Here is a 12,687-nt window from a genome sequence, read left to right as displayed (position 1 = left end):
CTCGGCCCAAACAGAGAGTCATCAGTAGCAAGGGCCAATAGGCCCTTTTGCTGCTGGTCTACGAAAATGGGGTGAGAAGGTGAATGTTTATGGATAACAGTCTTAGCGTAAAAAGTGCTTCTCTGCCGACCCGCGTTCCGGTCACCCAGGCAAGTGGCAAGAGTTTGCCTTCCTCTGGAGAGGAATTGCCGATATCGGCCAAGGCCTCATCGGTGCCGATGCAGAACGACGATGCCGTGGCACAGGAAGAAGTCAGCCGGATTGCCAAGGCACTGGTTGCCGAATTTGACCCCGCCGACCGCATCGAGAAAACCGAACAGGCGGTGGCGAAGCTTAACGAAATACTGCGTGACCGTGAGCGAGACCTAGAGTTCTCGGTGGATGAGACGACGGGCAGAACCATACTCAAGGTCATTCATGCCGAGTCCGGCGAGGTGATCCGGCAAATTCCGCCGGAAGAACTGCTGCAGATCACTCGGACGTTTATCGAGGGAACCGGCAGTCTGATTCAGGCGGAAGCGTAGGCGTCATGCCGTGGCATGGAGCTTGCTCTCTTTGTTGAAAATCAGCGGTGTTTGCCGGTTTGAACAGGCGATAAACACAGCGCTTGAGAGCCGTTGCAGGGACTGGACGGTGAGACATATGAAAGGGCGGAAAATGAAATGGCGCCGATAATCTCTACAGGCATCGGGTCCGGGCTGAATATCGGCAGCATTGTCGAGCAGCTTGTGGCCGCAGAGCGTGCGCCTGCCGAAAATCGCCTGAACTCCAAGGCTTATCTGGCCGAGTCAAAAGTCTCCGCCTTTGGCGCACTGAAGTCAGCGCTGGAAAACTTTCAGAGCAAGCTTGAAACCCTCCAAGATCCCGAGACATTCAGCGGTCGCAAGGTCTCGGTAGAAAGCGATGCCGGATTTACTGCCACGGCCGATACGCAAGCCGCTGCCGGCAGTCACGAGGTCAGCGTTGAACAGTTGGCAAGCCGACACAAAATCGCTTCTGCGGGCTACACCGATGCCCAGACCTCGGTGGGCACCGGCCAGCTGACCATTACCGTTAACGGTGAAAGCTTCAGTCTCGACGTGCTGACGGGCGAGGATTCGCTGGAGAGCATTCGAAATGCCATTAATGAGGCCGACGATAATGTCGGCGTGACTGCCAGCATCGTTACCGACCAGGACGGCGCGCGGCTGGTGCTGACCAGTGATGAGAGCGGCGCCGGTAACGCCATCGCCGTCAGCGTCAGCACCGGAGCGGGGGACACTGGCGATCTCAGTCAGTTGAGCTTCGACCCCAATGCGGCGAGCAATCCGATGACCGAAAAAGTCGAGGCGCTCGATTCCATCGTTATTGTGGATGGCTTTACCCAAACCAGCGCGAATTTGACCGTCGAGGGCATGATTGAGGGGCTTACCCTGAACCTGAGCAAGGCCAAGCCCGGCGAAAATTTCACCCTAGATGTCAGTCTGAATACCAGCTCGGTGAAGAAGGCCGTTGAAGGCTTTGTAACCGCTTACAACAGTCTGAATGCAACGCTGAATGATTTGACTGCCTATGATCCGGAGGCGAACACTGCCGGGCTGCTGCAGGGCGATGCGACAGTCAGGCAGATTGCCTTCAGCCTGCGTAGCGAAATGGGTAATGTCGTTGATGGTCTGAGCGGCGATTTTAACTCGCTGGCCCAGTTGGGCATTCGCACCGGCGACAACTCGGTGCTGGAAATAGACGACGAGCTGCTCACCGACGCCATTGCCGATAATTTCTCCGCCGTTGCCGATATTTTCTCCAGTGAGGATGGCTACGCGGTGCGTCTCGACACGCTACTGAACCGCTACACCGAGGCGGGCGGGATTATTGATATCCGCACCGAGGGCTACAACACCCAGATCGACAGAATTACATCGCAGCGGGAAGCGCTAGATCGGCGCATCGCCGCGATTGAGGCGCGCTATACCACGCAGTTTAACGCCCTGGATACGCTGTTGGGCGAACTCAGTACCACGGGCGATTTCCTCACCGAGCAGTTGGCGAACCTGCCGGGCATGGTGAAAAGCGACAAATAAGGCTGGCGGAACAGGTAAGTAGATTCCGCAGCGAAAGCGTTAAAAACACAGCTAAAGCTATACAGAACAGCGTCGATATATAAAGTAACCATCGACAAAAAGAGGATTCATCATGAGCTATTCAGCAGGTCGTGTCAGCCAGGCCTACGCCAGTGTCGGAACGCAGACGCAGGTCGACGCCGCCAGCCCTCACCGGCTCATTCAATTGCTGATGGATGGTGCGCTGGATCGTATCGCTGTGGCTCGCGGCCAAATGCAGCGCCGGGAAATTGCCCAGAAGTCGACGACGATCAGCAGGGTCATCTCCATTATCGATGGACTGCGTATGAGCATCGATCACAGTGTGGAAAATCCCCTGTGTGAAAACCTTGAGAATCTCTATGACTACATGAACCGTCGGCTATTGCTGGCCAATATCAACAACGACGATGCGGCACTGGAAGAGGTTGCGGCACTGCTGCAGGAACTGAAGGAAGCCTGGGATGCGATTCCCGACACCTTGCGCGGTGTTGATGCGCTGGAACGTGCCCGCGAAAGCCATGCTGAAGCGGTAATGTAAATGGTGAAAGAGATGGATGTAGCCGCGCTGAAAAACGCCGAGTTGCTCACGCCCCGTCAGCAGCAGCTTCGCGAGCTGCTGACGCTGAGCGAGCGCATCTGTGACAGCGCTTCGCAGGGCGACTGGTCAGCGGCCCTGCCCATGCAGCAGACGCGACGTCTGGCGATGGACCAGTTCTTTGCGGTTGACTGTCCACCGGCTGAAGCGGGACTGGTTTCCGCTGTGATCGAAGAAATACTGAAGATTGATGACCGGGTAACCGAGTTGCTGCATCGCCAGCGCGGTGCCATGGTCGACAGCAATGCTCAGCAGCGTCGCAACGCCGAGAATCTGGGTAGTTATCTCCGTCACGCGTAGTCCGTCGACATCAGGGCAGGCATCCCGCTTGCCCGTTCTTCTCATCCCTCCCTGTGCAGGCCGGTAATACCGAACGCTGCTCAGCGATTCTACGTATTAACAAGCCATGGGCTGATCTCTCAGAATGATTCCACGCTTGATGATTGTCGTGGGGCTGCCAAGGCTTTGCCTTGCAGGGGTCTTGGGGAGAGAGTGGGAAGTCCTCTCAAGTGACGAAAGTATAAACAAAATGAGCAATGCGATGCGGTCAAAGGAAGGCGAATCAGTCATGGGTATGGCCCCCTGCTCACGCAAAATGCGGGCACTGGATGTACTGATTCAGCAGGTCGCCAGCTTCGACACTCTGGTGTTGATTCGCGGCGAGTCTGGGAGCGGCAAGGAAGTCGTTGCCCGAAAAATTCACGAGTACTCCGACCGCGCTGGCAATCCCTTTATTCCGGTGAACTGCGGTGCTATTCCGGCTGATCTGCTGGAAAGCGAGTTGTTCGGCCACGAAAAAGGCGCGTTCACCGGTGCGGTGGCAACGCGCAAAGGCCGTTTTGAAATGGCTGAGAGCGGTACGCTGTTTCTCGACGAGATCGGTGACATGAGCCTGCCGATGCAGGTCAAACTGCTGCGCGTCCTTCAGGAACGTTGCTACGAACGTGTCGGCAGCAATGAAACCCGCCGTTGCAATGTGCGTATTCTGGCTGCGACCCACCGCAACCTTGAGGACATGGTGGACGAAGGCAGTTTTCGCCAGGACCTGTTTTTTCGTCTCGATGTCTTTCCTATCGAAGTGCCTTCCCTGCGCGAGCATCCCGAAGATATCGAAATGCTGGTTGGCGGCTTTTCAGCACGCTTGAAAGAGCGGGGCATGACGCCGCCGAATCTGTCTCCCAATGCCCTGCGGGCCTTGCAGCGTTACGGCTGGCCGGGTAACGTTCGTGAACTCGAAAACCTCATCGAGCGCCTGTCGATCACCCACGGCGGGCAGCGTATCGGTGTTAAAGACCTTCCCGCGAAATACCGTTTCGAACTGGTTGTCGATGACGACAGCGAGTCATCGGGCCGTGAGGATCAGGACGCACTGATGGCCGTGCTGCTGGACCGCGAATTTGACGATGACAGCACAGAGGAGGCCAGCCTTGCGCCAGCCAGTCTGCCCGCAGACGGTGTGGACCTGAAATCGCTGCTGCAGGAATTGGAGCAGCAATATATCAGTCAGGCGCTAGAGCGTGAGGGCGGTGTTATTACCCGGGCCGCACAATTGCTTGGCCTGCAGCGGACGACGCTGGCCGAGAAAATGAAGAAACTCGGTATGGCTTGAATGGCCTTGTCCCAATCTGATTTCAGCTAGCAGATTCATTTTTTCTAACCATGCGGCTTATGCCGCATTTTTTATGCCTGACTATTTTGTTTAAAAACAGCCGCCAAAAGTTTGTCATTACCCGTTTTTTTATTAATTAAGTTATTGAATTTATTATAAAAAATATATTGGTACGACGGTTGCATTGAAGGTCGTAACAGTGACAAAAGGTTGTTAACAATGGCTGATATACTTCTTTCTAACTCCGCTAGCGTAACGTTGGATGTGGCGATAATGAATCGCTGCCAGAGAGAGTTGGTGCTGGCCAGAAAACAGTTGCAGCAACAACAGCGTCTACTGCGCTCAACGGCATTGCGCGGAGGTAAGTCGCAATGAGCCTGATCGCCGAAGACCGCGCGTCGTGTGCACTGAAAACGCTGGCCTCCCGGGTAGCGGCCACCGATGCCACTGTACTGATTTGTGGAGAAAGCGGTGTGGGTAAAGAAGTGTATGCCCGCTATATCCATCAGCAATCGCGCCGTGCAGACGGCCCGTTTGTGGCGCTGAACTGCGCAGCGATTCCCGAGAATATGCTGGAAGCCATGCTTTTCGGCTATGAGAAGGGGGCCTTCACCGGAGCGGTGAACAGTCACGCCGGTAAGTTTGAGCAGGCACAGGGCGGTACCTTGCTGCTGGATGAAATCTCCGAAATGGATATCGGCTTGCAAGCCAAGCTGCTGCGTGTCCTGCAGGAAAAAGAAATTGAACGCTTGGGCAGCCGCCGCAGTATCAAGCTGGATGTTCGTGTACTGGCAACGACTAACCGCGATCTGAGACAGGCCGTTAACGATGGCGATTTTCGTGAAGACCTGTTCTATCGCCTCAATGTATTCCCCCTTTGTCTGGCGCCGCTGCGTGAGCGTCGCGACGATATTCTGCCATTGGCCATTCACTTTCTTGAGCGCGACGAGTCGGTCAGCGACGGAGCCAGTGTGCTCAGCTCCGCTGCCGCCGACAAACTGCTCAGCTACCCCTGGCCCGGCAATGTTCGTGAACTCGATAACGTGATCCAGCGTGCGCTGATTCTGCGCGCCGCGCCGCGAATCGACGATGTCGACATTCAGTTTGAGCAGGGTATGCAACTGTTCTCGGCACCGGTGTCGGCAGAAGCGGCACCGCTGGAAGGCTTTATGCGAGACCAGGAAAGTCAGCGTATCCAGGCGGCCTTACGTCAGGGGCGCTCGAAGAAAGAAGCCGCCGAACTGCTCGGCATCAGTCCTCGCACACTGCGCTACAAGCTGGCGCGGATGCGTGAACAAAGCTGCCTGCAAGGCTAAGGGGAGAGCGTTATGTCGGATATGAAAGTGGACTCGATCCTCCAACAGATTCGCGCCCTGCGTGAGCAGAGCCCGCTGCCGTCGATGGAGGACGTCGGCTCGTCGACGGCGCTGGAATCCACGCCGCGGGTCGATTTCTCCCAGTTACTGCAGCAGTCGCTGGATGGGGTGAATGCCAGCCAGAAGAATGCCAGTGAACTGACTACGGCCTTTGAGCGCGGCGATCCGAATGTGAGCATCACTGAAGTGATGGTGAATATGCAAAAGGCGCAGGTGTCATTTAAAGCCGCCGTGGAAGTGCGCAACAAGCTGGTGGACGCCTATCAGGAAGTGATGAGGATGTCGATGTGAAGCAGGGCTTTCCGATTCTGAGTGAGGCAATCTGTCATGGCTGAAACCCGCGCAGTGTCTGTAAATACTTTGCTGGCCAGCGCTGCAAAAAATGACGTGCTGCGCCAGTTGCTGATTTTGGTGGGCATTGCCGCCAGCGTTGCTGTCGGCGTCGCCGCTGTGATGTGGTCTCAGGGCAGCGATTACCGAACGCTGTATACCTCCTTGCCGCCCGAGCGCGCGTCAGCGGTCGTCGATGCCTTAAATGCTTCGCAAATTCCCTACCGGATTCAGGACAGCACCGGTGCGATTTTGGTGCCGGCCGAGCAGCTACACGATGCCCGCATCCGGCTCGCCGGTCAGGGCCTGGAGCGCGATGGCTCCGGCATGGCCATGCTTGAGCAGGAGCAGGGCTTTGGTGTCAGTGAGTTCATGCAATCCAAGAAGTATCACTATGCGCTGGAGCAGGAACTGGCCAGCACCATAGAGAGTCTGCAGCAGGTTCGCCGAGCCCGTGTGCACCTGGCGATTCCCAAGCAGTCCGTATTTGTACGGGATCGCAAGCCCTCAAGTGCGTCGATTATGCTGGACATCTACCCGGGACGGGATGTGTCGAAACAGAACGTCTCGGCAATCGTCAATCTGGTCGCGGGCAGCATTGGCGATCTGCAGGCGGAGAACGTGACGGTCGTTGATCAGCAGGGGCGACAGCTCAGCGAGACTCACCGCGAGGATGATCAACTTGAACTTAGCGACCGTCAGTTCAATTACCGCCGCCGCATTGAGCAGGCCTACGAGGATCGTATTGCCGAGCTTATCAGTCCGATCGCGGGCTCGGGCCGGGTTCGGGTGACGGTGTCGGCCGATGTCGATTTCTCCAGCGAGCAGGAAAGCCGCGAGAGCTGGAATCCGGATCGCCAGGTGGTGAGAAGTGAACAGATAAACGAGCAGGTGCAGGCAGACGGTGGCGCGGCCGCCAGAGGAGTACCGGGGGCGTTGAGTAACCAGCCTCCGGGTGCACAGGCTCAGCAGGACAACGAGGAGAGTGCGGCGTTAGGCAATCGCTCGGTCATTCGCAACTATGAGATCGAACGGGTCTTGGCTCACAGCAACAACCCCAGCGGCCGCGTCAATAAACTGTCGGTGGCGGTGCTGGTGGATAACCACCGCCGGGTGAATGAAAGCGGTGAAGTGGTTATCGAGCCGATGAGTAACCCGGAAATCGAGCGCATGACGCTGTTGGTTAAAGACGCCGTCGGCTTTGAGCAGGATCGCGGTGACCGGGTGACGGTGATGGCGGCGGACTTCCGCGATGAAGCCCTGTTTGACGAACAGACGGTTGAGCCGGCGATCTGGGAACAGCCCTGGTTTGCCAACCTGATCAAGCAGTTGCTGATTGGCGTCGCGGTGATCGTGATTGTGTTTGCGGTGCTGCGTCCCGGTATGCGCAGCCTGCTGCACAGCCATCGCCCGGCTGCCCTTGAAGCGGGGCATGCCCAAGGCGATATCGACCGCGCGATGAGCGGTGAATATCAGCAGCCGCCGGTAGCGGCGCTGGGCGCGCCCCAAGGGGGAGGTCGTTCCAGGCCGGGATTTGAGCAGCAGCTCAGTGATGTGCGCGGCATGGTTGAGGAAGATCCTCGCCGCGTCGCACAAGTCGTCAACAAGTGGGTGACAGAAGACAATGGATAACGCAGAACGCAGCGACGCCGCGGTCGCCAGTATCCCTGGCTGTGAAAAGGCAGCACTGCTGCTGTTGATGATGGGAGAAACCCACGCCGCCAAAGTGCTGCAGCACGTTGCCCCCGAGGATGTCGAGCGTATCGGTACTGCTATGGCGGGTATCAAACGTGTCGATAACAGCCGCGCGATGGCGGTGGTGCAGGATTTCCAGCACAGTGCGCAGTCAGAAAATTCACTGGCCGTGGGCGTGCAATCCTACGTGCGCAAGGTCTTTACCACGGCGCTGGGCGAGCAGGCCGGTGGCAGCCTGGCGCGACGGGTACTGGGTGACCAGCCGGGACAGGAGATGGAAGAGCTGCGTTGGGTGGAGCCCGAAGCACTGGCACAGATGCTCAAAGATGAGCATCCCCAGATGATCGCTATTACGCTTGCCCACCTCGAGCCGGAGCAGGCCGCCAAAGTGTTGGCGAAGCTGCCCGAGGTGCAGCAGAACGATGTGGTCTATCGCATCGCGAACATGAAGACCATTCCCGATACGGCGATGAGCCAGTTGCAGGGCATTCTCAAGAAAAAGCTGTCGGTGAGCGCCAAGCTGAAAAACCGTAAGATTGATGGTGCAGCCACTGCGGCTGGCTTGATCAAGGGTCTTGGGGGCGATGCAGAAGGCCGCATCCTGGAAAGTCTCGCTAAAAACAATGAAGAACTCTCTGCGCGAATTCAGGACCTGATGTTCGTGTTCAGCAACCTTATCAGTATCAGTGATAAGGGCATTCAACAGCTGCTGCGTGAGGTCTCTTCCGATCTGCTGCCCATTGCATTGAAGGGGGCCGGGGAAGAAGTCAAAGAAAAGATCCTGAGGAACATGTCCAAGCGTGCCCGCGAAATGCTGCTGGACGATATGGATGCTCGCGGCCCGATTAAGATCAGCGAGGTCGAGCAGGCCCAGAAAGAGATTCTTACCATTGCCCGCAGTCTTGCCGAAAGTGGCCAGATTGACCTCGGTCGTGGTGGCGACGACTACATCTAAGGCGCGGCGACGGGAGCATTGCCAATGACGCAGGGATTTCATGTCTTCACGCCGCGAGACTTGGGCCACCCGCCGCAGGACAGCGCCGACGCGGTGGACGAGTCCCCGCGCGCATGGCAGCCGCCCGGTATGGGGACATCCCGCCCCGTCGGTGATGGGTCGCTGACGCGTTTTGATCAAACCCCTGAGCGCGATGTGGAGCGTGTAGCAGACGATCCCCTGTTGGAGAGTGAACTCGACGCCCTGCGTGAAGAAGCCCGGCAGCAGGGTTTTGCCAAAGGTGAAGCCGACGCACAGGCATTGCTGGCTCAGCAGAGTCAGCAGTTGCAGTTGGCGATTGCCGCCCTGCGTCAGCCCATGGCCTGGCTGGAGGGGGAGGTTGCAGAACAGCTTGAGGTGTTGGCCTGTGCCGTGGCGAAGGCCCTGTTGGGGCGCGAATTGACTGCCGACCCGGAGTGGTTGCGCAGCCGTCTGCACGACGCGGTGAAGCTGTTGCCCGTGGCTGAGGGACGGATCGACCTGCACCTGAATCCCGAGGATGCTGCGCTGCTGCGGCAGGTGGCCGAGCAGGATGAACCGCTGGACCCCGCCTGGACGCTGCATGAAGACCCGGATATTCAGCGCGGCGGCAGCCTGATCAGAAATGCCCAGTCTCAGGTGGATCATCGCCTGGAAACGCGACTGGCCCGCCTGTTGGCCTCCTCGCAGGAGTCGGCGGATGCCCCAGAACACGGAATTTAATCCTCGCAGGCATCTGGTCTCGCGGCTCCAGCAGCGTAGTGAGCAGGTCGCCCGACGTGCCGCCGAACCGCCGGTGCCCGCCGAAGGTCAGTTGCGTCGCATTGTAGGCACCTTGCTCGAAGCCGAGGGCTGCAAGGCGGCGATCGGCGCCTACTGCGAAGTGGAAACCATTGACGGTGACTGGCTGGAAACCGAGGTTGTGGGTTTCGCCAGTGATTGTATTTTGCTGATGCCGACCGGCGAGCTGCGCGGTGTCATGCCCCACGCCAGAGTTCGGCCTATCGGCAAGGGATCCAGCGTGCCGGTGGGCGAGGCCCTGCTGGGCCGCGTGATCGATGCCGCCGGCCAGCCGCTGGATAACCGTGGCCCCTTGCGCACCGACGATTACCGCCCCTTGAACGGTGCTCCCCTGAACCCGCTGTCGCGCCGTCCCATCCGGGAACCGCTCGATGTCGGCGTTCGTGCGATCAACGCGTTGCTGACCGTGGGTCAGGGTCAGCGGCTCGGACTGTTTGCCGGCAGTGGCGTCGGTAAGAGTGTCCTGCTGGGCATGATGACGCGCTATACCAAGGCCGATGTGGTGGTGGTTGCTCTGATTGGCGAGCGCGGCCGCGAGGTCAAAGACTTTATCGACAATATTCTCGGTGGCGACGATATGCGCCATGCGGTGGTGATCGCTACACCGGCGGATCAGCCGCCGTTGATGCGGATGCGCGCTGCGTGGCTGGCCAGCGCCGTGGCGGAGTACTTCCGGGACCAGGGCCAGCAGGTGTTATTACTGATGGATTCACTGACCCGCTTCGCGCAGGCTCAACGTGAGATCGCGCTGGCGACAGGCGAACCGCCTGCCACCAAAGGTTACCCGCCCTCGGTGTTTGCGAGGCTGCCGGCGCTGGTGGAGCGGGCCGGGAACGGCGAAGAAGGCGGCGGTTCGATCACCGCGTTTTATACCGTGCTGGCGGAAGGGGACGATCAGAACGACCCGATTGTCGACGCGGCGCGGGCGATTCTCGATGGCCATATTGTGCTGTCGCGAAGTCTCGCCGATGCGGGCCACTACCCGGCAATAGATATCGAGCGCTCGGTCAGCCGGGCGATGAATGACATTACCGATAAGGGACATCAGCAACTGGTCAGGCGACTGCGACAACTGGTGTCGCTGTATCAGCAGAACCGCGACTTGGTGACCATTGGCGCCTACCAGCGAGGCAGTGATGCCCGAGTGGACGAAGCGATAGCGTTGTGGCCGAAGATTCAGGCGTTTCTGCAGCAGGCCTACGACGAGTCTGACGGCTTTGATGCCTCGCTGGACAAGCTGAGTCTGTTGCTGGAAGGCGAAGCAGTCGAACTCGATTGAATGAAATTTGACGCGGCCTTAGCGGCTGGCGTCAACGGAGGATAACGGTGAGTACGGAAAAAAAATCACAGCGTATGCAACCGGTTCAGGCGCTGGCAGATCGCCAGGAGCAGGAAGAGGCGACGCGCTATGCGGCCGTTCAGCAGCAGTATGAGACCCAGAGCCAGAAACTCGACGAACTCAAGCAGTATTACGAGGAGTACCGTCGCGCCGCGGCTGACAGCCTGTGTGACGTGAAGCGTTTGCAGGAAAGTCGCGCCTTTCTCTCTCGTCTGTCCCTGGCGATTCGCCAACAGTCCGATTCGGTGGAGCGCTGCCGGGAGCAGTTACGGAAAATCCGCCAGGAGTGGATGAAAGCCCGCCAGCACAGTCGCAGCATGGATCAACTTATCGAGCGTTATCGGGCCGACGAACGTCGCGATGAAGCTCGCCGTGAGCAGTCGGTCAGCGATGAATTGAGCAGCCAGCGCTTTGTCTGGCAGCGCCGCCAGCAGCAGGGCCTGAGCTAAGCCCTTTCTTGAATGGCACAGTGTTTGCTGAGTCGTGCCTGAGAGGTAGTGCCTGAGAGCATGAATATTTGCCGCCAGCATGAGGCCGCACGACAGCCGTGTGGCGCTGGTGAACCCCGTCTTACAGGATCGTATTATGAGCAGCCCGATCAGTAACGTAAGCAGTGCCCAGCCCCAAAGTCCTGCCGCAGCGCGTGGCAGTGTGACGCCCTTGAATGGCGGCAACCCCGCAGGTTTACTGCCGTTTGGGGATTTGCTGGCCAACCAGCAGGCGCTGTTGCAACAGCTGTTGGCTGCCGGCGACGGCGGTGAACTCCCCGCGGTGCTGGGAGAATTGATGCAGCAGGGTAGCGACGGCGAACTCGATCTTGAGGCCCTGGCAGAAGAGCTGGACGCGGCAGACATCGCAGGCACGATCTTGCCGCCCGACGGCAAGTTGCTGCCGGCCTCTTCCGATGCCGACGTGCAGGAGATGGATGAGGCACAGGCGGCAATCGGTGGCGTGGCCGCTGCGCTGTTTGGCTGGCGACAACTGTCTGGCGGGGAAGCTGCCGTCGGCAATGACGATGCTGTTGCCACAAAACCCACCGTTGCTGCGGTGGCTCTGAACGCCACGCAAGCGGGTGACGCCGAACTGGCGAATGCCGCCGAGTCGGCTGAGGATCGGGCAACAGGACTGCAGACCGCTTCTCGCAGCCAGCCATTGGCTGTGGAAGCCGCGCGCGGTGAGTTCGCGGCGACGATCGCTGCGACGAAGGGTGAGGCGACCGCCGAGGGTGTGGAGCGCACGGCTAATGACATTGCGGATCTCGGTCGACTGACTGCCGCCCGCAGTGGCGCCGCGGACAGTCGGAGCCCCACCCTGCAGTTAAGCATCAGTCAGCACGCGGTTGATGACCCGGCCTGGAGTGAGGCCGTGGGCGCGCGGATTCACTGGATGGCCGGTAACGGTGTTCAGAACGCCACACTGAAACTGAATCCCGAAGAGCTGGGCGGTATTCAAGTGCAGTTGAACATGCAGGGCGATAAGGCGGCGGTGCAGTTCCAGACCCAGCATCAGGACACCTGTGACTTGATAGAGAAAATGCTGCCGCGCTTGAATCACGCCATGGAGCAGCAAGGCATGCGTCTGGAAGAGGTGAAAGTGAGTCATCAACCGAGTTGGGGAGAGGCCTCACAACAGCAGGCGCAGCAACAGAGCCAGCAGTCGTCGGGCCGTTCCGGCAGCGGTTTTGCACAACTTCACACGGCCGCGGATACCCCGCATGACGGCGAGGGCGGAAGCGCCGCGCCGACCCCGCGCAATAATACCGACGGGACCCTCGACGCCTACGCATGAGCAGAGAATTTCCGACCTTCTTGAGGCGCCTTCTGGCGCCTTTTTCGTATCTGTTATCCCACCTTGTATTGCGCGAATTCCCCCTGCCAAATTATTGGCG

General features: G+C 58.7%; 12 protein-coding genes and 1 pseudogene. All 13 read left to right on the top strand.

The window, feature by feature from the left end:
- Nucleotides 1-89 precede the first annotated feature (89 nt).
- The 13 genes and pseudogenes from AC5DB9_RS07415 (at nt 90) to AC5DB9_RS07355 (ending at nt 12,587) form a co-directional block, all read left to right on the top strand.
- A complete protein-coding gene (locus tag AC5DB9_RS07415) occupies nt 90-524 on the top strand; it encodes a flagellar protein FlaG (protein ID WP_272991158.1) in 435 nt (144 codons plus the stop codon).
- A gap of 138 nt (nt 525-662) precedes the next feature.
- On the top strand, nt 663-2,060 hold the full coding sequence (gene fliD / locus AC5DB9_RS07410) for a flagellar filament capping protein FliD (protein WP_272991159.1): 1,398 nt from the start codon (nt 663-665) through the stop codon (nt 2,058-2,060).
- 112 nt (nt 2,061-2,172) lie between these two features.
- On the top strand, nt 2,173-2,619 hold the full coding sequence (gene fliS, locus AC5DB9_RS07405; protein ID WP_022959828.1) for a flagellar export chaperone FliS: 447 nt from the start codon (nt 2,173-2,175) through the stop codon (nt 2,617-2,619).
- Complete coding sequence (gene fliT, locus AC5DB9_RS07400) at nt 2,620-2,976, top strand: flagellar protein FliT (RefSeq protein ID WP_022959827.1); 357 nt, start codon at nt 2,620-2,622, stop codon at nt 2,974-2,976.
- A 268-nt stretch (nt 2,977-3,244) separates the two neighbouring features.
- The gene (locus AC5DB9_RS07395) at nt 3,245-4,285 is read left to right on the top strand and encodes a sigma-54 interaction domain-containing protein (RefSeq protein WP_272991160.1); all 1,041 of its coding nucleotides are present in this window, start codon (nt 3,245-3,247) and stop codon (nt 4,283-4,285) included.
- 380 nt (nt 4,286-4,665) lie between these two features.
- Nucleotides 4,666-5,601 (top strand): annotated as a pseudogene (locus tag AC5DB9_RS07390) (sigma-54 interaction domain-containing protein); the annotation flags it as partial.
- Between the two features lie 12 nt (nt 5,602-5,613).
- Nucleotides 5,614-5,952, top strand: coding sequence for a flagellar hook-basal body complex protein FliE (gene fliE / locus AC5DB9_RS07385; protein WP_272991163.1), 339 nt, complete (start codon nt 5,614-5,616; stop codon nt 5,950-5,952).
- A 36-nt stretch (nt 5,953-5,988) separates the two neighbouring features.
- On the top strand, nt 5,989-7,623 hold the full coding sequence (gene fliF, locus AC5DB9_RS07380; protein ID WP_272991165.1) for a flagellar basal-body MS-ring/collar protein FliF: 1,635 nt from the start codon (nt 5,989-5,991) through the stop codon (nt 7,621-7,623).
- Nucleotides 7,616-8,641 (top strand): flagellar motor switch protein FliG, encoded by a 1,026-nt coding sequence (gene fliG, locus AC5DB9_RS07375; RefSeq protein WP_272991167.1) that lies wholly within the window; start codon nt 7,616-7,618, stop codon nt 8,639-8,641. The genes fliF and fliG overlap by 8 nt, the downstream gene beginning before the upstream one ends.
- Before the next feature lie 24 nt (nt 8,642-8,665).
- Nucleotides 8,666-9,382: a FliH/SctL family protein gene (locus AC5DB9_RS07370; RefSeq protein ID WP_272991169.1), complete on the top strand. Its 717-nt coding sequence runs from the start codon at nt 8,666-8,668 to the stop codon at nt 9,380-9,382.
- A complete protein-coding gene (gene fliI, locus AC5DB9_RS07365; RefSeq protein WP_022959820.1) occupies nt 9,360-10,739 on the top strand; it encodes a flagellar protein export ATPase FliI in 1,380 nt (459 codons plus the stop codon). Before AC5DB9_RS07370 ends, fliI begins: the two co-directional genes overlap by 23 nt.
- 47 nt (nt 10,740-10,786) lie before the next feature.
- Entirely contained in the window at nt 10,787-11,248 is a 462-nt protein-coding gene (gene fliJ, locus AC5DB9_RS07360) for a flagellar export protein FliJ (RefSeq protein ID WP_022959819.1), read from the top strand.
- 136 nt (nt 11,249-11,384) lie between these two features.
- Entirely contained in the window at nt 11,385-12,587 is a 1,203-nt protein-coding gene (locus AC5DB9_RS07355) for a flagellar hook-length control protein FliK (RefSeq protein WP_272991173.1), read from the top strand.
- The last annotated feature ends 100 nt before the right edge of the window (nt 12,588-12,687 follow it).

It is taken from the genome of Spongiibacter sp. (assembly GCF_984394615.1).
The sequence above is the reverse complement of the archived record's forward strand: the minus strand, read 5'-3'. Positions and strand labels throughout refer to the sequence as shown.

Coding starts and splice junctions, on each gene's coding strand:
- AC5DB9_RS07415 (WP_272991158.1), top strand. CDS start 90: ATGGATAACAGTCTTAGCGTAAAAAGTGCTTCTCTGCCGACCCGCGTT.
- fliD (WP_272991159.1), top strand. CDS start 663: ATGGCGCCGATAATCTCTACAGGCATCGGGTCCGGGCTGAATATCGGC.
- fliS (WP_022959828.1), top strand. CDS start 2,173: ATGAGCTATTCAGCAGGTCGTGTCAGCCAGGCCTACGCCAGTGTCGGA.
- fliT (WP_022959827.1), top strand. CDS start 2,620: ATGGTGAAAGAGATGGATGTAGCCGCGCTGAAAAACGCCGAGTTGCTC.
- AC5DB9_RS07395 (WP_272991160.1), top strand. CDS start 3,245: ATGGGTATGGCCCCCTGCTCACGCAAAATGCGGGCACTGGATGTACTG.
- fliE (WP_272991163.1), top strand. CDS start 5,614: ATGTCGGATATGAAAGTGGACTCGATCCTCCAACAGATTCGCGCCCTG.
- fliF (WP_272991165.1), top strand. CDS start 5,989: ATGGCTGAAACCCGCGCAGTGTCTGTAAATACTTTGCTGGCCAGCGCT.
- fliG (WP_272991167.1), top strand. CDS start 7,616: ATGGATAACGCAGAACGCAGCGACGCCGCGGTCGCCAGTATCCCTGGC.
- AC5DB9_RS07370 (WP_272991169.1), top strand. CDS start 8,666: ATGACGCAGGGATTTCATGTCTTCACGCCGCGAGACTTGGGCCACCCG.
- fliI (WP_022959820.1), top strand. CDS start 9,360: ATGCCCCAGAACACGGAATTTAATCCTCGCAGGCATCTGGTCTCGCGG.
- AC5DB9_RS07355 (WP_272991173.1), top strand. CDS start 11,385: ATGAGCAGCCCGATCAGTAACGTAAGCAGTGCCCAGCCCCAAAGTCCT.